The organism is Corallococcus terminator, assembly GCF_049194865.1.
Taxonomy (GTDB): domain Bacteria; phylum Myxococcota; class Myxococcia; order Myxococcales; family Myxococcaceae; genus Myxococcus; species Myxococcus terminator_A.
The window spans coordinates 216,431-241,853 of sequence record NZ_JBLZWL010000142.1 but is presented as its reverse complement, the minus strand read 5'-3'; the positions used below and the strand labels follow the sequence as shown (position 1 = coordinate 241,853).

The 25,423-nt window shown below is 66.6% G+C and carries 19 protein-coding genes and 3 pseudogenes; 12 read left to right on the top strand and 10 right to left on the bottom strand.

Annotated features, from left to right (window positions below; translation table 11 throughout):
• The 4 genes from ACN469_RS42580 to ACN469_RS42565 all read left to right on the top strand — a co-directional run.
• Positions 1–498: hypothetical protein (locus tag ACN469_RS42580; RefSeq protein WP_498777964.1), on the top strand; the 498-nt coding region annotated here is incomplete at its 5' end.
• A complete protein-coding gene (gene pglZ / locus ACN469_RS42575; protein ID WP_498777962.1) occupies positions 495–3,077 on the top strand; it encodes a BREX-2 system phosphatase PglZ in 2,583 nt (860 codons plus the stop codon). The genes ACN469_RS42580 and pglZ, both read left to right, overlap by 4 nt.
• A complete protein-coding gene (gene brxD, locus ACN469_RS42570; protein WP_498777960.1) occupies positions 3,077–4,438 on the top strand; it encodes a BREX system ATP-binding protein BrxD in 1,362 nt (453 codons plus the stop codon). The genes pglZ and brxD overlap by 1 nt, the downstream gene beginning before the upstream one ends.
• Before the next feature lie 2 nt (positions 4,439–4,440).
• Entirely contained in the window at positions 4,441–7,209 is a 2,769-nt protein-coding gene (locus tag ACN469_RS42565; protein WP_498777958.1) for a DEAD/DEAH box helicase, read from the top strand.
• A 396-nt stretch (positions 7,210–7,605) separates the two neighbouring features.
• On the opposite strand, the gene ACN469_RS42560 is transcribed toward ACN469_RS42565, so the two are convergent.
• The 3 genes from ACN469_RS42560 to ACN469_RS42550 all read right to left on the bottom strand — a co-directional run bounded on the left by ACN469_RS42560 (position 7,606) and on the right by ACN469_RS42550 (position 10,235).
• Positions 7,606–7,890: a hypothetical protein gene (locus tag ACN469_RS42560; RefSeq protein ID WP_498777956.1), complete on the bottom strand. Its 285-nt coding sequence runs from the start codon at positions 7,888–7,890 to the stop codon at positions 7,606–7,608.
• A 104-nt stretch (positions 7,891–7,994) separates the two neighbouring features.
• Positions 7,995–9,332: an IS701 family transposase gene (locus ACN469_RS42555; protein ID WP_498765154.1), complete on the bottom strand. Its 1,338-nt coding sequence runs from the start codon at positions 9,330–9,332 to the stop codon at positions 7,995–7,997.
• A 528-nt stretch (positions 9,333–9,860) separates the two neighbouring features.
• Positions 9,861–10,235 (bottom strand): AlbA family DNA-binding domain-containing protein, encoded by a 375-nt coding sequence (locus ACN469_RS42550; RefSeq protein WP_498777954.1) that lies wholly within the window; start codon positions 10,233–10,235, stop codon positions 9,861–9,863.
• Between the two features lie 76 nt (positions 10,236–10,311).
• Here ACN469_RS42550 and ACN469_RS42545 point away from each other — a divergent pair.
• The 7 genes and pseudogenes from ACN469_RS42545 to ACN469_RS42515 form a co-directional block, all read left to right on the top strand.
• Positions 10,312–11,216 (top strand): annotated as a pseudogene (locus ACN469_RS42545) (IS3 family transposase); the annotation flags it as partial.
• Between the two features lie 47 nt (positions 11,217–11,263).
• Complete coding sequence (locus ACN469_RS42540) at positions 11,264–12,658, top strand: IS30 family transposase (RefSeq protein ID WP_498765136.1); 1,395 nt, start codon at positions 11,264–11,266, stop codon at positions 12,656–12,658.
• A 4-nt stretch (positions 12,659–12,662) separates the two neighbouring features.
• Positions 12,663–12,953 (top strand): annotated as a pseudogene (locus tag ACN469_RS42535) (IS3 family transposase); the annotation flags it as partial.
• An 11-nt stretch (positions 12,954–12,964) separates the two neighbouring features.
• A pseudogene (locus tag ACN469_RS42530) lies at positions 12,965–14,010 on the top strand (IS3 family transposase); the annotation flags it as partial.
• A gap of 565 nt (positions 14,011–14,575) precedes the next feature.
• The gene (locus ACN469_RS42525; RefSeq protein ID WP_498777952.1) at positions 14,576–15,277 is read left to right on the top strand and encodes a DUF6585 family protein; all 702 of its coding nucleotides are present in this window, start codon (positions 14,576–14,578) and stop codon (positions 15,275–15,277) included.
• 33 nt (positions 15,278–15,310) lie between these two features.
• On the top strand, positions 15,311–15,790 hold the full coding sequence (locus tag ACN469_RS42520; protein ID WP_498777950.1) for a hypothetical protein: 480 nt from the start codon (positions 15,311–15,313) through the stop codon (positions 15,788–15,790).
• Between the two features lie 96 nt (positions 15,791–15,886).
• The gene (locus ACN469_RS42515) at positions 15,887–16,711 is read left to right on the top strand and encodes a DUF429 domain-containing protein (protein WP_498777948.1); all 825 of its coding nucleotides are present in this window, start codon (positions 15,887–15,889) and stop codon (positions 16,709–16,711) included.
• Positions 16,712–16,741: 30 nt separating this feature from the next.
• Here the strand turns inward: ACN469_RS42515 and ACN469_RS42510 are convergent, their stop codons facing one another.
• Positions 16,742–18,556 (bottom strand): FG-GAP-like repeat-containing protein, encoded by a 1,815-nt coding sequence (locus ACN469_RS42510; protein ID WP_498777946.1) that lies wholly within the window; start codon positions 18,554–18,556, stop codon positions 16,742–16,744.
• A 243-nt stretch (positions 18,557–18,799) separates the two neighbouring features.
• On the opposite strand from ACN469_RS42510, the gene ACN469_RS42505 reads away from it, so the two are divergent.
• Entirely contained in the window at positions 18,800–19,384 is a 585-nt protein-coding gene (locus tag ACN469_RS42505; RefSeq protein WP_498777944.1) for a hypothetical protein, read from the top strand.
• A gap of 34 nt (positions 19,385–19,418) precedes the next feature.
• Here the strand turns inward: ACN469_RS42505 and ACN469_RS42500 are convergent, their stop codons facing one another.
• The 6 genes from ACN469_RS42500 to ACN469_RS42475 all read right to left on the bottom strand — a co-directional run bounded on the left by ACN469_RS42500 (position 19,419) and on the right by ACN469_RS42475 (position 25,422).
• Positions 19,419–21,191, bottom strand: a complete 1,773-nt coding sequence (locus ACN469_RS42500) for a serine/threonine-protein kinase (protein WP_498777942.1) — start codon at positions 21,189–21,191, stop codon at positions 19,419–19,421.
• 171 nt (positions 21,192–21,362) lie between these two features.
• Positions 21,363–21,806: an excinuclease ATPase subunit gene (locus ACN469_RS42495; protein WP_498777940.1), complete on the bottom strand. Its 444-nt coding sequence runs from the start codon at positions 21,804–21,806 to the stop codon at positions 21,363–21,365.
• 11 nt (positions 21,807–21,817) lie between these two features.
• Positions 21,818–23,056, bottom strand: a complete 1,239-nt coding sequence (locus ACN469_RS42490) for a beta-ketoacyl-ACP synthase (RefSeq protein ID WP_498777938.1) — start codon at positions 23,054–23,056, stop codon at positions 21,818–21,820.
• A complete protein-coding gene (gene fabG, locus ACN469_RS42485; RefSeq protein WP_498777936.1) occupies positions 23,053–23,784 on the bottom strand; it encodes a 3-oxoacyl-ACP reductase FabG in 732 nt (243 codons plus the stop codon). Before fabG ends, ACN469_RS42490 begins: the two co-directional genes overlap by 4 nt.
• Positions 23,777–24,241: a hotdog family protein gene (locus ACN469_RS42480; protein ID WP_498777934.1), complete on the bottom strand. Its 465-nt coding sequence runs from the start codon at positions 24,239–24,241 to the stop codon at positions 23,777–23,779. The genes fabG and ACN469_RS42480 overlap by 8 nt, the downstream gene beginning before the upstream one ends.
• Positions 24,241–25,422 carry a beta-ketoacyl-[acyl-carrier-protein] synthase family protein gene (locus ACN469_RS42475; RefSeq protein WP_498777932.1) on the bottom strand — a complete coding sequence of 394 codons (1,182 nt, stop codon included), beginning with the start codon at positions 25,420–25,422 and terminating at the stop codon, positions 24,241–24,243. Before ACN469_RS42475 ends, ACN469_RS42480 begins: the two co-directional genes overlap by 1 nt.
• Position 25,423: the final 1 nt, after the last annotated feature.

Below are 25,423 nucleotides of genomic sequence, written 5' to 3'. Positions count from 1 at the left end.
CTCGCCGCCTGGCCTGATGATGCGTCGGACGCGCTGCGCACCATCGTGCAGCAGGCCGAGACGCTTCGTGACGCTCTCGGCGAGCTGAACGAGCACGCGCGAGGGAACCTCAATGCGGGCGTGAGTCATCCTGTCATCGGCAGCGAGGTGAATGGGCACCTGAGCGCGCTCGACAGCCGCCTCGCGGCGGCGCACGCCGAGCAGCCGCTCACGAAAGACTGGGTCGCGGCCTGGAACAAGAAGGCTCAGGAGCTGATCAAGCGGCTCATCGAGCAGCCACAGGCGCCACAGCTTCCGGTCATTGGTGGTGGGGCCCAGCCCCCTCTCGTCGGCGGTGGCACCCAGATCACGCCGCGCACGGTGCTCCTCAAAAAGCGCGTGAACCCGACCGACGCCGGAGCCATTTCGGACTTCCTGGCCGAGGTGCGCAAGGCGCTCACTGAGCAGGGAACGAAGCCGATCAGCGTCGTACTTGTGCGTACGGAGGACCTCGAGTGAGTGCTGCCCAGCTCCTTCTCCGTCGTCTCCTCGATCAAGCTGGCGGTGCCAGCGAGACGGGCTACCTGCTCGTGATCGACGGCGAGGGCCTCGAGAACCTGCCGGACCAGATGCCGACGTCGAAGGGCCCCTACGGCGTGCATAGGACCTCGTCCGAGCTCGGACTTCGACACTTGCTGTGGAAGGCGAAAGGAGCGCCTCTCATCGCAGTGATGCCCGAGGACGTAGCGAGGCGTATCCAGAACGCCCCAGACTTGCTGCGGCGCGCGTGCAACCAGCGTGTCCACGCGCTCTCGGTGAACGACGTGCTCGAGGTTGTACTTGGCGTGCGTGTGGTCGGCGCCGACGCGCCCTACATGCAACAGCTCGCGCTTGAGAACGTCGACCGCCTGGGCTTCGCGATGAGCCACCGTACGCTGCCCACGGTGGTCGACCGCCGGCTGCTTACGGAGCTGCTCGTCGACGTGAGCGTGGGCGAGCAGGTGCGGACGCGCAGCCCCGCGCAGCTTCTGGCCGCCTGGGTACAGGAGTCGCCACGCTGGTCGACGAACGTCAGTCAGCTCGTGCGCGACGCGATGCCCACGTTTCACGGCGACGAGGGGCGCCTTCTCGCCTGGGCGCTCGCCGAGCCGGATAATCGCCTGCGCGAGCTCGTTGTCTACGGCGCGGTCCTCACGGTCGAAGCCGCCGAGCTGCCGAAGCCCGCGTGGGGCACGCTGTGGAAGGCTGCCACTGAGCCTCCACTCGAGATGGACCGGCGCATCCTCCGGCGTACCGTCGCGCGACTCGCGGAGGAGACGCTGGTGCTCCTGGGCGACATGGCGGGTGACCTCCTCGCCGGTGCAGATCGCGTCGGGCGCGAAAGCCTCACGCCCACGCAGCTCCAGACCAGCCGCGTGCTTCCGCTCGCATTCTCGGACCGCTGCCATGAGCTCGCGCAGCAGGCGGCCAACGGGAGGGCGATCAGCGCGGCCGACATCACGTGGCTGTCGAACCACCGCGCGGCGCGCATGCATCGCGGCGACCTCGCAGTAATCGAGTCGATGGCGCGCATCTCTCGCTACCTCGACCAGCCCTTCAGCCCGAAGCTCGACCTGCTCGAGCAGGTGCGCGACTACCAGCGGGGTGGTGCGTTCGTCGACCTCGCGATGATGCAATTGCGCCGCGCTCTCGCGAGCAGCGTCCACTACCACGCCGAGGCAAACAAGCTGCTCGCCGCGTGCCGTGAGCGCCGCGACCGCGAAAATCGCCGCTTCGCCGAAACGCTCTCCGGCGGCTATGAGGCCGCGCTCCACCGCGAGGGGCTCACGCCGCTGCACCGACTCTGGAAGCGCACCGTCGCGCCCGTGTGGCAGCAGGAACCCGACGCGCGCCTCTTCCTTGTCGTGCTCGACGGCTGCAGCTACCCGGTGTTCCTCGAGTTACTCTACGCGCTCGCGCAGGACAGCTCGTTCCCGCTCGGCATCAAGCCCGACGCAAGCGGGGTCGTGGCGGGCCTTCCGGCGCTCTCGCCGCTCCCGACCATCACGAGCCACGCACGCGGCGCCATCTTCCTCGGCGAGTTGCCGAACGACCCGCTCGTCGCCGAGACCGTCTTCCGCGACCAGGACGAGGCGAAGACCGACAAGGCGCGCTTCAACCAGAACGCCGCGCTCGGCAGCCGCAAGCGGCGTCTTTTCCTCAAGGGGGACCTGACCGACGGCGGGCAGGAGCTTCTCTCCGCGCTCGACGATGAGTCGCTCTCGGTAGTCGGCGTCGTGTTCAACGCGGTCGACGACCAGATCGGCTCGTCGAATACGGGCGCGACGGTGAAGATAATGCCGGAGGACATCAGCGCCTTCAAGCCCGCCCTGCGCGTGGCGCTCAATGCGAAGCGGCGCGTGCTCATCACTGCCGACCACGGGCACAGCCCCTTCGTCGACAAGTCGCTCCGCTCCGGCAATGGCAAGACGCCACGCTACACCGCGCTCGGCAAGCACGATCCGGTGCCCGAGGGCTTCATCGAGATCGACATCGCCGGGCTCGGCGGGCCGCCCGAGCGACGCGCCTTCGCTTGGCGCTCGGGCGCGTACCTCGGCGGGTCGCAGGTTGGATTCCACGGCGGCTGCGGGCTCGAAGAGGTGGTCGTCCCTCTTGCTTGGCTGGGGCGCGAAGGTCTCCACGCCGACGAGCCCGCGTGGTGGTACGGGCGCGGTGCGCTCGCCGAGGTCACCACCGCGGCGAAGCTGGTACAGCCGCCCATCGTGACGCCGCTGCCGTCGGACGAAGTCCCCGCAAAGCCGAAGGCGCAGCTCTCGCTGTTCAACCCGGCCGACCAGGCTGACTCGCTGCCCATCGCGAAGGAGCTGCTCGCGAAGCTCAGCCTCGACGAGAAAAGCATCCTCGTGCTCCTGCGCGAAACCGGCTCTGCGCGGGCGAGCGAGCTGGCTGAGCGCCTCAAGAAGAACCCGGGCCGCCTCAACGGACTCATGCGGGCGCTGCGCCGGACCCTCCACGAGGGGGGCCATATTCTCTTCAGCGATGAAGTCCTGCCGAGTGGGGAGACCATGTACCGCTACCAGCCGAAGGAGGGACGCTGATGGCTGTCGTCCCCGAATCAGCAGCCATCGTGAACGCTCTCCGCAGCGGTCTCGTGCCGAACGTGGGGCTCGAACACTTCGTGACCGGCCTCGACGCGCTCGTCGGGGCGGTTAACGAGGACCTCGACTTCGTCGCCGACGGCAAGGGCCTGTCGAAGTGGATGCGCGGCGAGTACGGCACCGGCAAGACCTTCGCCGCGCGCTACCTGTGCGCGAAGGCGCGCGAGCGGAAGTTCGCATCTTCCGAGGTACAGATCTCGATCAACGACACCCCGCTCCATCACCTGGAGACGGTGTACCGGCGCCTCATCGAGAAGCTCGAGACAGCAGCTGACGGGCCCAACGCGTTCCAAGCCATCGTCGAGGGGTGGCTCTATCAGGTCGGCGACGAGGTCACGCGCCTGCGCGGCATCAGTGAGGACGACCCAGGCTTCGCCGATGCGACCGAGCAGCGGCTCGAGGACAAGCTTGCCGACCTCTCAAAGCGCAACCCCGCCTTCGCGCAGGTGCTCCGCGCTTACCACCGAGCGACGCACCAGGGCGACTTCGCCACCGCGCAGGGCCTGCTCGCGTGGCTCGCAGGGCAACCGCACACGGATCGCTCCGTGCTCGCGGCGGCGGGCGTGAAGGGCAAGGTCGACGGTCAGGCATCGCTGACGTTCCTGGCCGGACTGCTCCAGTTGCTCCGGCAGTCGGGCTACGCCGGGCTCGTCGTCGTCCTCGACGAGGTCGAGACCGTGCAGCGCATGAACGCGCAGACGCGCGAGAGATCGCTCAACGCGCTCCGGCAGCTCATGGACATGCTCGCGAAGGAAGAGCTGCCCGGGCTGTATCTGGTGGTCACCGGCACGCGCGACTTCTTCGAGGGCTACAAGGGATTGAAGGCGCTCGCGCCGCTGTACCAGCGCGTGCAGGTGAACTTCTCTGAGGACACTCGCTTCGACAACCTGAAGGCCCCGCAGGTGCGGCTCACGCCGTTCACGGACGACCGCCTGCTCACGGTAGGCACTCGCATCCGTAACTTGTACCCCGCTAAGAATCCGGCGCGCCTTACCGAGCGCGTCAGCGACGCGTTCCTCCAGGGGCTCGTGACGCAGGTCACGGCGGGCTTCGGCGGCAAGGTGGCGCTGGCGCCGCGCATGTTTCTCCGTGAGCTGATCGACGTGATGGACCGCGTCGACATCCACGAGGCCTACGATCCGCGCGAGCACTACAAGCTCCAGCTCGACGACGGAAAGCTCACCGCCGAGGAACTCGCCGCCAAGCACGGACGCCCCGTCGAAGAGCCGCCCGAAGAGCCGACTTCCAACGATAACGAGGAACCGCCCCCGGCTCCGAAGCGGAAGCGGCTGGACGGGTAGCTATGGCCGGACTCGAGCGCCTTCATCCGCACTTGCAGCACGCGATCATCCACGACCTGGGCTGGCGCTCGCTTCGCCCTGTCCAGGAGCTGACGATCGACGCGATCCTCGACGGCTGCAACGCGGTAGTGCTCGCTCCGACGGCCGGCGGAAAGACCGAGGCGTCGATCTTCCCGGTGCTCTCGCGGATTCTCACGGAGGACCTGAAGCCTGTCTGCGCGCTCTACGTGTGCCCCATCCGCGCGCTCCTCAACAACCAAGAGGAGCGGCTCTCGTCGTACACGCGCATGGTGGGTCTTGAGGTCTTCAAGTGGCACGGCGATGTCTCGGACTCGAAGAAGAAGAAGTTCCGCGACACGCCCGCGCACCTCCTGATGACCACCCCCGAATCGCTCGAGGTCATGATGATCTCCGAGCGCACCGACGCGAAGGCACTCTTCTCGGGGCTCTCGGCGGTCATCATCGACGAGGTGCATGCGTTCGCCGCCGACGATCGCGGCGCGCACCTCGCGAGCCTGCTCGAACGCCTCGTCGCGATGACGGGTCGCGACATCCAGCGCATCGGCCTCTCGGCCACCGTCGGCAACCCGAATGTCATCGGCGAGTGGCTCCAGGGATCGAGCAAGCGGCCGTTCCGCCTCGTCGACCCGCCGAAGGCGAAGGCGCAGCGTGACCTGCGCCTCGACCTGTGCGTTGACATCAGCGAGGCCGCAACCGCCATCGGACAGGTCGCGCGCGGCAAGAAGAGCCTCGTCTTCGTCGAGAGCCGCAGCAAGGCCGAGAAGGTCGCACACGCTCTCGCTGGCACAGGAGTCGAGGTCTTCATCCACCACAGCTCGGTGAGCCGAGCTGACCGCACCCTCGCTGAGGAGCAGTTCGCCAAGGGGCACAACACGGCCATCGTCTGCACCTCGACGATGGAGCTGGGCATCGATGTCGGCGATCTCGATCAGGTTATCCAGGTCGACGCGCCGGCCTCGGTCGCTTCGTTCCTCCAGCGCCTCGGCCGCACCGGCCGCCGCGCGAACACGCGCGCCAACTGCACGTTCTTCTGCCTGAGCTCCGAGTCACTGCTCCAGTCGGTGGCGCTGCTGCGTCTCGCCGAGGCGGGATGGGTGGAGGACGTCACGCCCGCCGCTCACGCGATGCACGTGCTCGCGCACCAGGTGATGGCGCTCATTCTCCAGGAGGGAGGCATCTCGCGGCACAAGCTGATGCCGTGGGTCGAGGCCGCGTACCCGTTCTCATCGGTGCGCCACGAGCGCGTCCAAGAACTGGTCGACACGATGCTCAAGCGCGAGATTCTCTACGAGGCCGACGGGCTCCTGTCGCTCGGCCAGCGCGGCGAGAAGCTCTACGGCCGCAAGAACTTCTTCGAGCTTTACGCCGTCTTCACCGCGCCGCCGGTCATGCGCGTGCAGCACGGCAAGGAAGACGTCGGCTACATCCAGGCGCTCTTCGTCTCGATGCATGACGCCAGCAAGGGCCCGCTTTGCTTCCGTCTCTCCGGGCGCGCGTGGGAGGTCGGGCAGATCGACTACGGCAAGGGTGTGCTGCACGTGCGCCCCGCAGAATACGGCCGCGTGCCGAGCTGGCTCGGGTTGCCGGGCGTGCTCTCGAACGCGCTCTGCCAGGGCATGCTCGACGTGCTGCTTCACGAGAAGCAGGAGGGCGCGTGGCTCAGCAAGGCCGCCGCCACCGAGCTGGCTGTCGTGCGTGACAGCTACGACGGCCTCCTTGAGGGAGGCACGGCAACGCTCGAAGACCACCCCGACGGCGTCCAGTGGCACACCTTCGCGGGCGGTGCGGTGAACCGGCTCCTCGCGGCGGGTCTAGAGCAGAAGTCCGGCAAGAAGTGGGTAGCGGGGAACCTCTCGCTGCGTTGCAAGGACATCGCCTTCACTGCCGCGGGTGACGCGATCCGCTCGCTCGCCGACCTGAACTGGGAGTGCGTCGCTGCCGAAGCTGCCCGCGAGATGGCGCGCGGGATGCTCAGCAAATTCCAACCGTGCCTTCCTAAGGAGGCTGAGGACCGGCTCCTGTCTGAGCGCCTCCTCGATCATGCCGGCACGTTGCGATTCCTCGCCAGCGTGAAGGTCAACGGCTCCCGCGTGGCCGCGCGACCGACCGGCATGCGCCTCGCCGACGTCGAGGCCCCCGGCCCGCTGCCCCTCGTGCTCGCCCCGCGCGCCGTCCCTGGCGTTGCCGCAGCGCCGAAGAACGACGTCCAGTGGGTGGACACGCCGGCGGCACTGCGCGCCGTCAGCGAGGAGCTGCGCGCCGCCGAGGTCGTCGGCCTCGACGTCGAGACTGCGCTCGACTTTGGCACGCTCTGCCTCCTGCAGCTCGCCACGCGCACGAGGACCTTCCTCATCGACCCACTGGCCATCGGCGACCTCAAATCCATCGTCGACGTGCTGAGCGGCCCCGCCCCCCTGAAGGTCATCCACAACGCCCGCTTCGAACGCCGCGTGCTCGCCGCCATCGGAATCGCCCTCGACGGCGTCTTCGACACGCTGGAGGCCTCGCGGCGTGCGCGCGGCACCGACGCCCTCGGCGGTCACAGCCTCGCGATGGTGTGCGAGCGGGAGCTGGGCATCGTCCTCGATAAGACCTCGCAGACCTCTAACTGGAGCCGCCGCCCGCTCGATGCCGACCAGTTGAAGTATGCCGCGCTCGACGCCGAGGTGCTCCTCGCGCTTCACGAGCGCTTCAACGAGTTGGGCGTCGCGCCGGACGCCGGGGGAGGCCAGCATGACGGCCGGCGCTGATGTGATGGAGGCTGCCGTGACGCCGCCCGCGTCGACGTGTGACGGGCCGGGGTAATGGATCGCAGGCGGGTCACCCAAGCTGTTCGTAGCGGGTCGGCCAAGCGGATAGCAAGTCGGAGCAGTCGGGACGGCGGTCCGTTCACCCGGAAGACAGTTGGAAGAATCGCGGCTGGCGTCCGTTCCTTCTTCGGCGTTCTTCCTTGACACCGGCTCAGGCGCCGCACTCGCCTTCTCTGTATCTGCTTGGGGCTGGCGTGTGCCTTTAGGGGCTGCACTGTCTCTCTACCGCTCTGACGCATCGTTCGGGGGACTCCCGTTAGCAGACCTCCTCGGCCATTCGGCTACAACCCTCATCCTCGACATGGCCCCCATTCTCCTGCACTCCAGCGAGGCAGATCAGGCCGAGGACTTCTTCTTGACCCACTCATATTTTCGGGACCTTCCATTTTGGCGCATGTTCGCAATACCCTGCCAAGTGCATGGATGATTCAGCTTGAGGATAGTCGCGTCGTCGGGAAGAGCGTCCTCAAGCGCCTCCTGAACCAGCCCCCTCAGGCCTTCATCCGAGGTACAGGAGTTGATGGTGATATCGCCGTCTTCGTAGATACCTTTTATCCGATGCACGTATAAGGCGCGCCCGAATTTTTCCCAGCAATCCTTGAACACCTTCGTCCGGTGCACCTTCGTATCTACGCCCAGCGAACACTGGTATTGGATTGCGTTGACCAGAACAAGCGCATATTTCCCGTCGTCTAATACGACTTGGTCACATCCGCGAGGGCAGCTCAGGCGGCGCTCTGGCGTTGATGGCCCTGTTGCAAAGCGGGCAGGTGCCAATCTGCTGGAGCAGGATGGGTTGAATCGCGCGCCGCACCATCGGCAGGGTCCAGTGCACTCGGCTCTGGGGGGAAAAGCGCCCGACGGAGCGCGAGGAAGCCGTGGGCCACGGCGCAGAGGGTGGCGTGGTGGTGGAAGCCGCGCCACGTGCGCCCTTCGAAGTGGTCGAGGCCGACTTCGGCCTTCAGCTCCTGATAGTCCCGCTCGACGCGCCAGCGCAGCTTCGTCAGGCACACCAACTGCTTGAGGGACGTGTCCGCCGGCAACGTGGAAAGATGGAACTTGGTGGGCCCCTCCTCGTTCCTGGGCCATTCGCAGAGCAGCCACTGTTCGTCGCCCGGGGCCAGCCCTATCGAGTGTCCATGGCCAATGCGAATGCGCAGTGCCGCGAAACGAGAGCGCTTGCGGCCCTTGGGACCTTCACCCCAGGTGAGCGACTTCCATGCGGTGGGTGGTAGGTCGGCGGCAAGTTTCTGAGCGGCAACGGGCCTCGCTTCGCCATAACGGTAGCGCGTGCGAGCTGGCCCACTCATGCCCGGGGGCTTCGAGGGAATGGGCGGAGGCTCGAATCCGGGAGGCCAGACCACGGAGTCTCCCCGAATGCCGACGATGTACGGCAACCCTCGGCGAGTGAGTTCCTCTCGGAACTCGATGTCATTCCCATACCCGCAGTCCGCAAGGAACAGCCGCCGCTTCACTCCCCAATCCAACGCACGGCCAATCAGCTCCAGAGCGATGTCCCGCTTCGTCTTGAACACCACGTCCTCCGGCACGCCCACCTTGCTCAGGCGCTCCGTGTCGGACGTCCATTCCGCCGGCAGATACAGCCGCATCCCAATGCAGCCGCTGCCCTTCTCACCAGCCAGATGCAGGCTGACGGCCACCTGGCAGTTGTCGGTGCGGCCCAGCGTGCCCGAGTACTGACGGGCCACGCCCACGGAGTGCTTGCCCTTCTTGGGGAAGCCCGTGTCATCCAAGACCAGAGCTTCGATGCCTGGCAGGTCCTCCTCCAGTTTCAAGGCCAGCCGGCGCATGACCTCATCGTCCGCCCAGTTGCTGCCACTGAGGCACTGCTGGAGGCGCTGGCGCATGGCCTCCTTCTCGGATGCTTGCTCCACCAGTCGCCCCGCCATCGGGTCGATGCTCTTGCGCTCGCCTTCAAGCAGCAGTCCTTTGACGTACCAGTCCATGGCCCGGCGCCGCTCCACACGTCCCAAGCCCGAGAACATCGACTCCAGGAAGCTCGCCAGCTCCCCCTCCAGTCGTTTCATCTGCGTCGGCGTCATGCCTGGGGAACAGTCCGCCCTCCCTCACGCATTCTTGAAGTGACCAAGTCGTATTAAATAGCTTGCTCAGTCCCCATCCGGTTTCCCCCCATTCGTGGCCGGCAGCCGGTCGCGGTGGCTCCCCGAGAGGCAGATACTCCTCTTTGTGCGGGCTCTCCAGCGTCTGGATGATGATCTGGGCATTGACTCTAGGCCGGGAAGTAGCAGCGTCCCTTTTCCACTCGGTGAGAGGCGTGCGGTACATGAAGTCTTCGAATTTCTTTTTTGAATCCGAGCAGGTCTTTCTCACTGTAGCCGGCCCGCTAAAAACCATGCCATTTTTGACGGTCACATACCCGACGAACTGATCCTCGCAAATTCTCAGCTGGCCATTCATACCGAGCTGGTCGAAGAACCACTTGAGATGGTTTTCGACGATTCTTCCGAACTGTATTTGGCTGGAAATGCTCCCTTCTAGTCTTGGCGCTGCTATGTGTTGGAGCTTAGATTGGCGTGCTTTCAGGCGCGACACGGTAAGACCTGGCTCTTTCAGGGGGACCAGTGGTTCTTGATGTACTGCTCAGCATCCTTGCCCTCGAGGGTCTGGCACGTGTTGCCCGCGCGGACGTAGAGGCGCTGTTTGTGCTGCCCATTCTCGGTGTCCAACGCGTACGCGGCCTGGACACCCTGGGGAATCTTGATGGCGAACACCACCTTGCCGTCCACCTCGTGGAAGGAGGAGCCCACGCGCGAACTTTCAAACTTGCCGAGACGCCGGATGAAGTCATTAGTGAACGACTCCACATAACTATCACGGCTTTTCTCGTGCAGCCGGGCGATGTCGTTCTCGACTCCTACCACCGTTCCATCATCGGCCACACCGATGAGCAGCACACCTCCCTTGTTGTTCAGGAAGCTGGCCACCTCCTTGCTGATGAAGGAGCGGACTGGGAGTAGCCCAGTTCCGTGGACACCCGAGATGTGATGGAAGGAGGACGGGATGTCCGCGAACGAGGAGAAGCAGAAGAAGCCCCGGAGGCCGCGCCGTGAGTTCTCGGCGGAGTTCAAGGCCGGGGCGGTGAAGCTGGTGCTGGTGGAGGGCAAGTCCTTCCCGCAAGTCGCCCGCGACCTGGACCTGACGGAGTCGGCACTGCGGCTGTGGGTGGCGCAGACGAAGACGGACAGGGGCGAGGGCAAGCCCGGTGCGTTGACGACAGCGGAACGCGAGGAACTGGCTCGGCTGCGCAAGGAGAACCGCGAGCTGCGGCTGGAGCGGGAGATACTAAAAAATGCAGCGGCCTTCTTCGCGAAGGAGATGAAGTGAAGTTCTCCTTCATCCACGCGAAGAAGGCCCTCTTTCCGGTCTCCTCCCTCTGTCGTCACCTGAGCGTCTCCCGCAGCGGCTACTACGCCTGGGCGAAACGGCCCGAGTCCGAGCGCAAGAGGAGTGACAGGGCCCTCAGCGCTGAAGTGGTCGCCGTGCACCAGGAGAGCCGAGGCACATACGGCGCTCCTCGCGTGCACGCGGAGCTGAAGGCGCGTGGCCGACGCGTGGCCCGCAAGCGGGTGGCTCGCCTGATGCGCCAGGCCGGCGTGCGCGCTCGCGTCCCGCGTCGCTTCGTGCGGACCACCGACTCAGCCCACAGCCACCCGGTGGCGCCGAACACGCTGGAGAGGAACTTCCTGCCCGACGGGCCCAACCGCACGTGGGCCGGCGATATCACCTACGTCTGGACTGACGAGGGCTGGTTGTACCTGGCCGTACTGTTGGACCTCTTCAGCCGCAAGGTGGTGGGCTGGGCGATGGGCGAGAAAATCGACCGGGGCCTCGTCCTGCGCGCGCTCGACATGGCGTTGCTCGGCCGCCCCGCGCCCGAGTTGCACCACTCGGACCGCGGCAGCCAGCTTGGGTTCAAGGGGTCGTCGCAACACTCCAAGAAGGAGATGTCGCGATGGGCACAAGAGGACGTCGACGCGCGGAGCGGGCCGGGCGCACACGGATGTCGTCGCCCGGTCGTCCACCGGTGGGCAGGCGTGAGCATCGAGAGCGCTTTTGGGCGGCCATCGCCCGAGGTCTTTCGAGTGAGGATGCAGGGTCAGCAGCCGGCGTGTCACCGGTGGTCGGGACGCGCTGGTTTCGCGAGAGTGGCGGAATGCCGCCGTTTCGCCTGGCCAAGCTGTCGCAGCGCTACCTGTCGTTCGCTGAGCGCGAAGACATCGCTGTCTTGCACGCCCAGGGGTGCGGAGTACGCCACATCGCGCAGCAAATCGGCCGCTCGCCATCGACGGTATCGCGAGAGCTGCGCCGCAACGCTGCGACCCGGGGCGGCGCCTTGCAATACCGCGCCACCGCCGCCCAATGGCACGCTGACCGACGCGCCCGGCGCCCCAAAGCAGCGAAACTCGCGGTGAACGACAAGCTGCGTCGGTACGTACAGGATGGCCTCGCTGGCACGCTCTGCGCCGCCAATGGGGTAGCCGTGCCAGGCCCGACTGTGGGCTGGAAAGGCCGACGGCATGGTCGCAGGCAGGACCGGCGCTGGGTGACGGCGTGGAGCCCGCAGCAAATCGCCAACCGACTCCAGGTCGACTTCCCGCAGGAGTCCTCCATGCGCATCTCCCACGAGGCCATCTACCAAGCGCTCTACGTGCAGGGCCGCGGCGCACTCCGGCGTGAGCTGGCTGCGTGCCTGCGGACGGGCCGGGCCCTGCGGGTACCCAGGGGGCGCACCAAGAGGCGCGGCAAACACTTTGTCAGCCCAGACGTCATGCTTCGTGAGCGGCCTGCCGAGGCAGATGCCCGCGAGGTGCCGGGGCACTGGGAGGGCGACCTCATCGTCGGTTTGGGCAGCTCGGCCATTGGCACCCTGGTGGAGCGCACCACCCGCTTCACAATGCTGCTGCATCTGCCCCGAATGGACACCTACGGTCAGCCCCGGGTGAAGAACGGCCCTGCGCTCGCTGGACACGGCGCCCTGGCAGTTCGCGACGCAATTACAGCATCCATCATCACGCTGCCCGAACAGCTTCGCCGCTCACTGACCTGGGACCAGGGCGCCGAGATGGCGCAACACGCCCAGTTGCGCATCGACACCGGCCTGGCCGTCTACTTCTGCGACCCGCACAGCCCATGGCAGCGCGGCACGAACGAGAACACCAATGGGCTGCTGCGCCAGTACTTCCCCAAGGGCACAGACCTGGCCAGGCACTCGAGCCGCGCCCTCGCCGCTGTCGCCGCAGCGCTCAACAGACGCCCTCGCAAAGCACTCGGATGGAAAACACCTGCTGAAGCCTTCAACGAGCACCTATACTCATTGCAGTCCAACAGCGTTGCGACGACCGATTGAATCCGCCCAGTACGCGAGCGAGGACTACCGCCGGCTGCTCGAGGAGCGCGGCATCGCGTGCAGCATGTCGCGCAAGGGCAACTGCTGGGACAACGCGGTGGCCGAGAGCTTCTTCTCCACGCTGAAGCTGGAGCTCGTCTACGTCACCCACTTCAAGACACGTGAGGAAGCAAAGCGAGCGTTGTTCGAGTACATGGAGGTGTTCTACAACCGGAAGCGGCGTCATTCCTCCCTGGGCTACATCAGCCCAGTCGAGTTCGAGCGAGTGTCCACAACGAAGAGGATGGCAGCGTAACCAACCTGTCTACGGAACCGGGCCACGCCCAGGCGCAGACGAAGACGGACAGGGGCGAGGGCAAGCCCGGTGCGTTGACGACAGCGGAACGCGAGGAACTGGCTCGGCTGCGCAAGGAGAACCGCGAGCTGCGGCTGGAGCGGGAGATACTAAAAAATGCAGCGGCCTTCTTCGCGAAGGAGATGAAGTGAAGTTCTCCTTCATCCACGCGAAGAAGGCCCTCTTTCCGGTCTCCTCCCTCTGTCGTCACCTGAGCGTCTCCCGCAGCGGCTACTACGCCTGGGCGAAACGGCCCGAGTCCGAGCGCAAGAGGAGTGACAGGGCCCTCAGCGCTGAAGTGGTCGCCGTGCACCAGGAGAGCCGAGGCACATACGGCGCTCCTCGCGTGCACGCGGAGCTGAAGGCGCGTGGCCGACGCGTGGCCCGCAAGCGGGTGGCTCGCCTGATGCGCCAGGCCGGCGTGCGCGCTCGCGTCCCGCGTCGCTTCGTGCGGACCACCGACTCAGCCCACAGCCACCCGGTGGCGCCGAACACGCTGGAGAGGAACTTCCTGCCCGACGGGCCCAACCGCACGTGGGCCGGCGATATCACCTACGTCTGGACTGACGAGGGCTGGTTGTACCTGGCCGTACTGTTGGACCTCTTCAGCCGCAAGGTGGTGGGCTGGGCGATGGGCGAGAAAATCGACCGGGGCCTCGTCCTGCGCGCGCTCGACATGGCGTTGCTCGGCCGCCCCGCGCCCGAGTTGCACCACTCGGACCGCGGCAGCCAGTACGCGAGCGAGGACTACCGCCGGCTGCTCGAGGAGCGCGGCATCGCGTGCAGCATGTCGCGCAAGGGCAACTGCTGGGACAACGCGGTGGCCGAGAGCTTCTTCTCCACGCTGAAGCTGGAGCTCGTCTACGTCACCCACTTCAAGACACGTGAGGAAGCAAAGCGAGCGTTGTTCGAGTACATGGAGGTGTTCTACAACCGGAAGCGGCGTCATTCCTCCCTGGGCTACATCAGCCCAGTCGAGTTCGAGCGAGTGTCCACAACGAAGAGGATGGCAGCGTAACCAACCTGTCTACGGAACCGGGCCACGCCCAATGTGCGGGAGAGCCGGTTCGATGGACAGGTTTACTACGCCGCTGCTCTTTCGAACTCGGCCGGCCATCGCAGCCTCCGTGAAGGCCCCCGTGGAACCGCGCGTGGTCGCCAGCGTCGTGGACCGCGTCGCGGAGGGTAGTGGTGAAGAAGCCCCGTGTACTCGTACGTGTCGTAGTTCACCGGTTGGCCGCGAAGGGGCGGCATGGCGTTCATCAACGGCAGGCGAGTTTCGTGAGGCACTCACTCCGCGAAATTCGACGAGACCGAAAGCGTGGGACGCCAAGAAGGCTTGCTCAGAGCGCTCTCGTTGAATGAGAGGACGGGAGTGTTTCACTCGTGCTCGTTACCGGGTTTCCTTCCTTTGACAGGAAATGCCTGACTTCGAGTCCCGTCACGCTTGCTCATGCGTTTGGTAGTCGAAAAAGCACCTGTCTTTAATTATAGAGGTGAACGAACATTCATTCACCGGGACTTGTGGCCCTCGGTGACCCATCCGGCCCGTTGGGAGCTGTCCCCTGAAGCGCGTACACACCTTGGTCTTCCCCTCGCCGGCCGTTTACTGGCTCGTGGTGGGGTTCATCCTCATCTACGTGGTGATGGCGGCGGTGCTCGCGCCCCTGTCCATCCACCTGCTCCCGCTGTCGATGGTTCACGGCCTGCTGCGGAGCTACTTCGGGTTCTTCATCCTCCTGCTGGGCATCCCGTGCGGCATCTACGTGATCGGCTGGCGCGCCAGCGACCTGTTCGTCTGGCTGCGCGCCCCCGAGTCACTCACGGTGGACTCGCTGCGGCTCACCTCGGGTGACACGACGGTGGCGTGGCGGGACGTGGGCAGCATCGTCCGGCTGCACAATCATGATCGTCTCGTGCTCCGCCACGCTGGCGGCAAGTACCGGCTGCGGCTGAACCTGTGGAGCGACTCGGACGAGCTCGAGGCCGAGGTGACGGATCGTGTCGTCGCCGCGCTGCTGGACAAGGTGCGCCGGCAGGTCGCCGCAGGTCGGTCCGTGGACTTCGGCCCGCTGACGCTCAGCTCCGAGGGGCTGACGCACAAGCGGCAGCTCATCCGCTGGGACGATATCGAGAGCATCCGCTTCCAGGACGGGCACGACCAGGGCGTGTCGACCCGGGAGCTGGTCATCACGGTGAACGGCAGGTTCCGGAAGATCGACGAGGAGAAGATCGTCAACGCCCCGGTGCTCCTGGCCTACCTGACGGACCGTCTCGAGCAGTGACTTTTTCCCCCAACCCCCCACAGGCATCACCTCATGGAAATCTATAGCTCTGCCAGGACCAAGGCGAAGTCGGAACAGCCGGTCGCGTTCTACTACTCGCGCACGAAGCTCATCGTGGGCGCTGTCATCTGGACGCTGTCCACGGCCTTCTTCGGCGCGCTCACCTACCGCTCCATCGGGGAGACGGGCGTCATGGCCTTCTGTGGCTTCATCACGGCGACGTCCATCTGGATGATCTTCAACTGTCTCAAGCCGCTGGGCAGCTTGGACACGCCCGTGCTGACCATCGGCCGGGACGGCATCCTCTTCCCGGACGGCGTGCTGATCGCCTGGGACGACGTGAAGGAGAACACCTACGTCGACCAGTCCTACATGGGCATCCCCATCGGGAAGTCGGTGGTGGTCAAGACCACGCTGAAGAAGCCCAAGGTCAAGCAACTGCGCGTCGCCGCCCTCCAGATGTCGAGCGACGAGTATCTGGCGGAGTGCGACCGCTACAGCCAGGCCGCGTGACCCCCGCGGTAGACTCCTGAGCGCCATGCCGGGGATGTTCGTCGGACTTTCACTCCATGCCCGCGAGGCCTGTCCGGGCTCAACCAGGACAGGCACGTGGCGCTACGACTGAGCTCCTCCCGGATGTGGTTGCCCCAGCAAGGGCGGGCGGTGGGTGTGGACTGGAGCGGTGCGGTCCATGCGCACCGGAAGGTCTGGGCCGCGACGCTGAGCTTCAAGGGCGGACAGGGGCGCCTCCAATGCCTCCAGCGGCCCTTCTCGTCGAAAGGGGCACAGACGGTGTCGGAGGGCCTGGGTCCATGGCTGTCGGCCCAGGAGACCGACGTGGCTGGACTCGACTTCTGTTTCAGCCTCGAAGCCAGCCAACTGGCCTCGCTCGGGCTCCCCGTCGCGGGCCCTCGCGAGCTGGGCCAGGCCATCGGCGCGATGTTTACCTCGGCGGAGGCGTTCAAGGCCGCTGTCGGGCCTGAGAAGAAGCGCGTCACGGATGCGGAGTGCGCAGCCCCATTCGCCCCCACCAACCTGCGCATGTACAAGCAGACCTATTGGGGCCTGCGTGCGCTCGGCACCTGTCGTGGCTCCTTTCCTCCCTGGAGCACGAGCCCCGGTCCCGCAGTAGTGGAGGTCCTCCCCGCCGAGGTCGTCCGTTGGCTCGGCCTGCCCAAGACCTACAAGGGCCGTGGCTTCGAGGAACGCCGACGAGAAATCCTCCGGCGAGTCCGCGCATCCACGGACCTGATCATCCCCGACAGCGATCTGCTCACGATGGTCTCCGACGCCGACGGAGATGCGCTCGACGCGCTTCTCGCTGCCCTGTCAGCGGCATCAGCATGGGCCTCGGGTTTCACCGGGGCCCCTCCCACGGCCGCGAGCACGGGGGAGGGGTGGATCTACTCCGTGAGGCAGCGGCCCGAGCCGTAGCAAAGCTACACAGCAGCCCGGGCCACCGACTCAGTACGTCCCGATGTCGTAGACAGTCGACAACCAGTTGCCGCAATTCCAACCCGTCCCCGTGGACAGGCACACCGGGTAGCGGGCCCAGGAGCGGTGGGCCTGGATGACGTCGGTGCGTCCATCACCGTTCACGTCCGCCGTCATGAACCGCTGCTCGGAGGATCCCGAGTTGTAGATGGTCGCCGGCGAGTTGCTGCAGTTCCAGCCCGACCCGGTGGAGTAGCACGTGGGGATGCTCCCCCAGCCACGGTAGGTCTGGATGATGTCCGTGCGCCCGTCCCCGTTGAAGTCGCCCGTCAGCATCTGCTGCTCATGGGAGCCCGAGTTGTAGAACGTGCCCGCCGGGATGTTGCAGGACCACGTCGCCGACGAGAGGCCGTAGCACAGCGGCATGGCATTCCATCCGCGATAGGACTGGAGGATGTCGTCCCGCCCGTCGCCGTTGAAGTCGCCGGTGAGGAAGTCCTGCTCGGCATTGCCCGCGTCGTACATGGCTACGCTGGGGTTGCTGCAGGACCAGGCCGTGCCCGTCGACAGGCACAAGGGCTGCGTCAACCAGCGGCGATACACCTGCGCGATGTCATCCCGCCCATCACCATTGAAGTCCCCCGACAGGTACCGCACCTCGGGAGAGTCCGTCGTACGAAGCGTGGCCGAAGGGTTGTTGCAGGACCAACCCGTGCCGGTGGAGCGACAGACGGGCAGCATCGACGAGTCGTGGTACGCCTGCGCGATATCCGTCTTCCCATCACCGCTGAAGTCGCCAGTGATGAAGCGCTGGCTCCCTGTTCCCCAGTTGTAGATGTCCGCATAGGGATTGGAGCAGGACCAGGCCGCGGCGCCCGTGGAGTAACAGACCGGGTAGCTGGCCCAGAAACGATAGGTCTGCACCAGGTCCGTGCGCCCGTCGCCGTTGAAGTCACCCGTGACGTACCGCTGCTCTGGCGAGCCCCAGTTGTAGACAGTCGCGCCAGGGTTGGAGCACGTCCAACCGCTCCCCGTCGAGCGGCACGTGGGGATGCTGCCCCAGCCTCGGTATGTCTGGAGGATGTCCGCGCGGTAGTCCGTGTCCACCTTGGCCACATGGAACTGCTGGTCCGCCCCACGAGGCTGTCCGTAGAACTGCCGCACGCCCTGGATGTCCGTGGTGCTGAGCTGCCCGCCGTTGTTCCACGTCGGGTTGCAGTAGTTCATCACCGACATCAAGTCCCACGCGCCCACGTGGGTGTCCCCGTCGCTTCCCTGGGACGGCGTGGTGCAGGTGGACGGCGTGTCCCCGCGGTTGTGCTCGTGCGCGAAGCCCAGGGCGTGGCCAAACTCGTGAACGCCGATGACGCGGATGCAGTGCTCACGCTGCGCGGGGCTGGAGGCACAGGAGGGGCTCCAGTTGGCGAAGGTGAAGTTGAGCACCATGCCCTCTTCCTCGTCCTCGATGTTGGTGCCCAGTCCCTCCGTGTGAGGCCCCTCGTCGCTGATGGTGATGCGGATGTCCGCGGAGCTGGGACAGGCGCCCCAGCCTGAGAACACCAGGTTGCTCTCCTTCTCCCAGGTGTCGCGGATGGAGGTGCGCACCCACTCCTTCTCGGTGGCGAAGCCCGGCGTGTCCCAGCACACCGTCAGGTTGGGTCGCCCCCAGACTTCGTCCGAGTCGACATACAGCGACTGCGCCGACGTGCCGATGGCCACGAGGGACGCGTCGGTGGTCGGCGTGGGCTCTGGAGGCGCGCCACATCCGACCAGCAACCCTGTACCCATGGTGAAGAGGAGCCCTCGGACTCCGGTGATTCGGTGCCTTGATGTCTCGATGAACATGACTTTCCCTTGGCGGACGCGAGGCGCCATCCAGAGGGATGGGCCCTCGCAGAGGAATCGAACGCGAAACGCCGGAATTCTTCGCCTCGGGGCAGCCCGCAGGGGATTTGCGCTGCGGGGCGGGAGCTCCGCGGCCCTTGTACGAAGGGTCAACGCGGATGACCTGCCTCGGACACCTCGGCCCCCGCCCGTTGAGCGGGTGTGAGTGATTCGTTACGAAAAGAACCTCACCTGGAGGCTGATATGTCTTTGTTTCGTGCGATGCGGAGCGCGGTCCTGGTCATCCTGGGTTTCAATCTGGCGTCATGTGGCGTGCCCGAGTCCGAAATGAATCCCGGGACTGGGCCTCAAGAGGTCGGGACGACAGAGCAGAAGCTGATGCTCGTCACGTGTCTCATTGGTACCAACGTGGTGACCTACTCGCCGCCTCTCAAGAACACACCGCAGGCCATGACGGTGACCACGACGCAAACCCACACCACCTGTTTGGGAGGGCCAGCCGGACTGACTTCGGCGACCGGCTTCTCCTCGACGTTCAGGCCGCAGAACTCCTGCCTGGACCTGCTGTTCATCATCCCCACCATGTCCTCGGTGACCTGGAACACCGGAGAGACATCGACGTTTTCCCATATGCAGGTCAACACCCGCGTGGAAGGGCTCGCCGTCGTGTTGGTGCAGGAGGGAACGGTCGTGTCCGGAAAATTCGCGGGCGCCACGGTGGTCCGGACCTTCACGCTGGCACAGACGGACCTGGATGCCTGTAGCTCCGACGAGGGGCTCGCCGGCATTACTGGCCCGGCGACGATGACGTTGACGAAGCTGCTCTAGCCGTCAGTTCACCTCCCTCGGCGCCTTCGGTGGCTCAGCGCGGGCCCCGGAGGCGCCGGGTCGCCTCCTCGGGCGGCTCCTCCTTCTGCGCGACGAGCTGGGTGGGTGCCAGCTCGGCGGGCACGGAAGCTGGCTCTCGGGACAGAAGGGCTTGAACCTCTTCGGGCGTAGGGTCGCTCAGCTCGGACAGCTCGCGCTCATGCGACCATCGCTCGGAGTAGTTCTCTCGCAGCCAGCTCGCGAGGTCGACGGTAGGCAGCGCCTGTCGCACGGGGAGCAGGGCCTGCTCCAGCTCCCTCGCGTCCGAGAACCTCCGTGCGGGTGTCAGGTGCAACGCCTTCTCCACGATTCCACGGAGCATCCGATTCACCTCGGGCGCCTCCGGGCCCTCCCAGCGCGCTCGCTGCTGCAAGCTCAGGCCGATGCCGGGAAGGTCTCCCCACAGCAGCTCATGGAGAACACAACCGAGCGCGTAGATGTCACCCGACGTCGTCGCCTCCGCGCCCGCCCTGCGCTCCGGCGGCATGTACGCGAGCTTGCCGATGACATCGCCCGCCTGGGTGAGTCGACTCACGGAAGGCAGGGACGCCGTCGAGCGCGCGGCCAGGTGCTCCTGCGGACTGCCCACTCCGTGCGCGATGCCGAAGTCGACGACCTTCACCACCCCGTCGAACGTCACCACCAGGTTGTCCGCGCTGATGTCGCGGTGGATGACGCCTCGCTCGTGTGCGTAGGCCAGCCCCTTCAATGACTGCAGGCAGAGCTCCACCACGACTTCGAGGGGCACCTCGCCACCGCGCCGCACCAGCCGCGCGAGCTTCAGCGCATTCACCCCGCTCAGGTACTCCATGACGATGAACCACGCGCCGTCCACCTGTCCCAAGTCGTGAACGGACACGATGTTCGGATGGTGCAGTCGCGCGGCCGTGCGAGCCTCGCCGATGAAGCGGTGGAGCCGGACAGCCGGGTCCTCGCTGTCCTCATCGACCATCCGCTTGAGCACCACCAGCCGGTTGAACCCGGCGCGCCCCGTGCGCACCGCCAGCCAGACCTCACCCATGCCTCCTCGTCCCAGGCGCGCGAGCCGCCGGTAGCGGTGGATGCCCGTGCCCAGGTCCGCGCCCCTCAAGGAGCGCGCGGTAAGAATGGCGAGTGACGTGGACGCCAGCAGCAGGAACGGCAGCCCCACGAGCGCGAACAGCGGCGGCCCCGTCATCCAACCCGCGTCCACCGCCAGCTCACGCCCCAGGATGCCCAGCGCGAGCAGGGCGGCCACGAGCACCGCCGCCGCCATGGCGCCCCGGCGCTTCAGCGTCCTCGCCGCCTCCACGGCCCAGGTGCCGCCCACCGTCACCGCCAGCAGCCAGAACATCGGCAGCCCCAGGCCCACCGTCGCGTGCGCCAGCTCCTCGGTCGTCATCCGAGGCCCCGACGTCGCCAGCACGGACCCGAGCACGTCCGCGACGCGCACCGCTCCAAAGGCCACCGCCACGCCCAGCAGCACCCGCCGCGTGCGCGTCAGGGGAACGTCCAGCAAGGCCCAGAGGACTCGCAGCAGCGTGTAGGGCAGGGGAATGGAGCACAGCGCGCCCAGCAACAGCCACGGACGCGTGTCCACGAACATCCAGCCGACCTCGTGGTGCGTGGCCCCCGTGGACAGGCTGAGCGCGGCGAAGCTCAGGAAGCTCGTCGCGAGCCACAGCTGCACGCGTTGGGAACGCACCGCGGCCCAGGTCGCGAAATGCACCAGCGCGAGCACGAAGAACGCCCCCGCCAGCGCCAGATGCAGCATCGTGTAAGGCGTCACGGGTCGAAAGCCTAACCCAGACACCCAATGACTCGCGAATGACGGCCCATCCAGGATGACAGGCCTGTCAGCGAGACGCGTCAGGATTTGGAGACCTGGGTAGGTGACACCCCAGAGGGCCGGGGATGACGCGAGGCGTCCTCGCGTCATCGGCCCGGCGACAGCGCTCAGCTACTTCTTGCTCGCGACCTTCGCGTAGGTGCCCTTGAGCGTCACGCCGACGGCGAAGGTGCCCGCGTGGCACTCGATTTCCGTCGCGTTCTGCAGCTCGTTCTTCTTGTAGAAGCTGACGATGTTGACCACGGCGTTGGCGCCGCGCTTCTGGGCGCCTTCCTGCAGCGAAATCAGCGCGGACAGGATGGCCCACTTGCAGCCCTCCTCGTCGGACTTGCCCACGCCGCTGGTCTTCTTGTTGGAGACGTCCTCGCCCAGCTCCTTGGTGACTTCGGGCGTCTTCGCGCCGGCCAGGTAGAACTTCACCGTGCCGTCCAGCTTCTGCTCGGCCTGCGGCATCGACAGCACGTCGGCGAGCCGAATCATCGTCACGGTGTCGCGCGCCAGCGCCGGGCTGGAGACGGTGAGTGCGAGCAGCGACAGCAGCATTGCCTTCTTCATGGGTTTCTCCGTCACTGCCACCGGCGGAAGATCAACGAGGTGTTGATGCCGCCGAAGGCGAAGTTATTGGTCATGACGACCTCGGTCTGGATTCTTCGACCATCTCCCATCAGATAGTCCAGCGGAGCGCAGCGGGCATCCACCGAGGCCGCGTCCAGGTGCAGCGTCGGGGCGAACCAGCCCGAGCGCATCATCTCGATGGTCATCCACGCCTCCAGCGCCCCACAGGCCCCCAGGGTGTGGCCCATGTAGCTCTTGAGTGAGGAGATGGGCATCCGCTCTCCAAAGACTCGCTGCGTCGCCGTGGTCTCCGCCACGTCGCCCGTGTCGGTGGCCGTGCCGTGGGCATTCACGTACTCCACCACGCCCGGCTCCAGGCCCGCGTCCTCCAGCGACAGGCGCATGGCCTGGGCCATGGTCTCCGCGTGAGGCTGGGTGATGTGGCGCCCGTCGCTGTTCGTGCCGTAGCCGACCAGCTCCGCGTAGATGCGCGCGCCTCGGGCCCTGGCGTGCTCCAACTCCTCCAGCACCAGCGTGCAGGCGCCCTCACCGAGGACCAGGCCGTCGCGCTGCGCGTGGAAGGGCCGGGGCGTCAGCTCAGGCGACGCGTTGTTCTTCGTGCTGGTGGCGAACAGGGTGTCGAACACGGCGGCCCCGGTGGCATCCAGCTCCTCGGCGCCGCCCGCGAGCATCGCCACCTGCCGGCCCATCTTGATGGCCTCGTACGCGTACCCGATGCCCTGGCTCCCGGACGTGCACGCGCTCGACGTGGTGATGATTCGGCCCGTGAGGCCGAAGAAGACGCCGATGTTGACGGCGGCGGTATGGGACATGGACCGCACGTAGGACGTGGCGGTGATGCCCTCGGTGCTCTTGGCCACCAGCATCCGGCCGAAGTCACCGATGCTCGGCGGCGAGCCCGTGGACGAGCCGTAGGACACGCCCATCTTCCCGCTCGACAGCAGCGGGTCTCCCAGGAGCCCGGCGTCCACGAGGGCCAACTCACTGGCGCGCGTGGCCAGCAGCGCCACCCGGCCCATGCCCCGCATCGTCTTGCGCGAGTAGGTCTGCGGCGGCAGCTCGAAGGGCGCGGCGGGGGCTCCCACCTGCGTGTTCAGCCCCTCGTACTGCTTCCAGTCCTCGATGACCTGCACCGCGTTGCGCAGCGACTTCAGCCGCGCCTCCACCTGCGGCCAGTCGTGGCCCAGGGGGCTGAGGGCTCCAAATCCCGTGACGACGACACGCCTCATCCGAACAGCCCCCCATTCACGGAGATGACCTGCCGCGTGACATAGCCCGCGTCCTCGCTCATCAGGAAGCTCACCGCGGCGGCGACCTCCTCCGGCCTTCCCAGGCGCTTCGCCGGAATCAACTTCAGCGCCTCCTCCACGATGTGCGGCTCCACCATCTCCGTGTCAATCAACCCGGGCGCCACGCAGTTCACGGTGATGCCCCGGCTCGCCAGCTCCACCGCCAGCGCCTTGGTGGCTCCGATGATGCCGGCCTTCGCCGCGCTGTAGTTCACCTGGCCCCGGTTGCCGGTGAGCCCGGAGACGGAGGACAGCGTGACGATGCGCCCCGGCTTGCGCCGACGGACCATCGGCATGGAGAGGGGGTTGAGCACGTTGTAGAAGGCGTCCAGGTTGGTGTGGATGACCGCGTCCCAGTCCTCGGGCGGCATCGCGGGGAAGGCGTTGTCCCGGGCGATGCCCGCGTTGCACACCACGCCGTAGTAGCAGCCGTGCGCCTCGATGTCGGCGAGCAGCGCCTTCTCCGTCTCCGCGCGGTCCGCCACGTCGAAGCGCAGCACGCGGGCGGTCCGGCCCAGCTCGCGGACCTGGGCGGCCACCACCTCGGCCTCTTCGATTCTCGCGCGGCAGTGCACCACGACGTCGAACCCGTCGAGCGCCAACCGCAGCGCCACGGCGCGGCCGATGCCTCGGCTGGAGCCCGTCACCAGCACCGTCTTCTCACTCATCCGTGCCCGCCTTCATCACGTCCAGGGAGGCCGGGGGCTGGAACACCGTCAGCGCGGCCGTGGCCACCGTCTCGCCACCAATCCCGAGAGTACAGTCGAACTGGCTCATCCCGTTGTCCGTCCAGAATTGCCGGCGGACCTCGATGCGCAGGTGCTCGCCCACCTTGAACGAAGGGCGGCTGCACTCATACTTCCGCGTCCCCAACAGGAAGCCCATGCGCTGCGTCTCGCCCTGCATCCGCTGACGCCAGCCCGCGTAGGCCGCGATGGCCTGGGCCATGAACTCGATGCCCACCCAGCCGCCCACCGCGCCGGACTCCTGGAACAGGCAGTCCTCGCGCAGCGTCACCTCGGCCACGAGGCTCTCCTCGTCGCCCTCCACCGCGCGGTCAATCAGCCGCATGCGGTCCGCATGGGGAACAATCTCGGAGATGTCGAAGGCAATGGGCGTGCGCATCAGGCCCTTCCCAGGATGAGGGCGGCGTTGCTGCCGCCAAAGGCGAACGAGTTGCTCAGGACATAGCGCGGCGGACGCCCCAGCGCCTCCCCGGGCTTCACCAGGGACAGGGCCGGCAGGGACGGGTCCGCCTCGCCATCCCACCAGTGCGGAGGCAGGCGCCCGCGGGCGTCGTCAGTGAGGGTCAGCCAGCACAGCGCGGCCTCCAGCGCCCCGGCTGCCCCGAGCGTGTGCCCCGTGAGCGGCTTGGTGGAGCTGCACGGCACGTTGCCCCCGAGCAGCGCGCTCACCGCCCGGCTCTCCATGGCGTCGTTCTGCGGCGTCGCGGTGCCGTGCAGGTTGACGTAGCCCACGTCGGCCGGGGTGATGCCCGCGCGCTCCAGGGCCGTGCGCATGGCGATGAGCGCGCCCCGGCCTCCGGGCTCGGGCGCGGAGAGGTGGTGCGCGTCCGAGGACTCACCCCAGCCCGCGAGCCGCACCGGCCCCGGCTCGCGCGTCATCAGGAACAAGGCCGCGCCCTCGCCGATGTTGATGCCCCGGCGATGGACGCTCATCGGGTTGCAGCGCGCGTCGCTCACCGAGTCGAGCGACGTGAAGCCCGCAATCGTGAAGCGGCACAGCGCGTCCGCGCCACCGGTGATGACGGCGTCCGCGGCGCCCGAGCGAAGCAGCCGCGCGGCGGTGGCGAGGGCCTTGGCGCTGGACGAGCACGCGGTGGAGATGACGAACGAGGGTCCCTGCACGCCCAGCACGTGGTTGAGCGCCAGGGCCGGTGAGCCCAATTCTTGTTGTCGGACATCGAAGGTCGCTGGGAGTTGGCCCGTCTTCGCGCGCGCGACGATGGCGGCCTCGCTCTCGCCGATGCCAGAGGTGCTGGTGCCCAGGACGACGGCCACGCGCTCCGGGCCATAGCGTCGCAGGGCGTCGTCCACGGCGGGACGCACCTGGGCGAGCGCGGTGAGCAAGAGCGCGTTGTTCCGGCTGCGCAGCGGCACCGGCAGCTCATCCGTGGGGACGAGCGGCTTGGTGACGTAGCCCACGTGGAGCGGGCGGTCCGCGAAGTCGAAGCGCTCGGACACGCCCGTGGGCCTGTCGCCGAAGAGGGCGGTGGCCACCTCGAGCAGGCCCTGTCCCAGGGCGCACACCAGACCGAGTTGATTCAAGAAGACCGGCGGAATCATG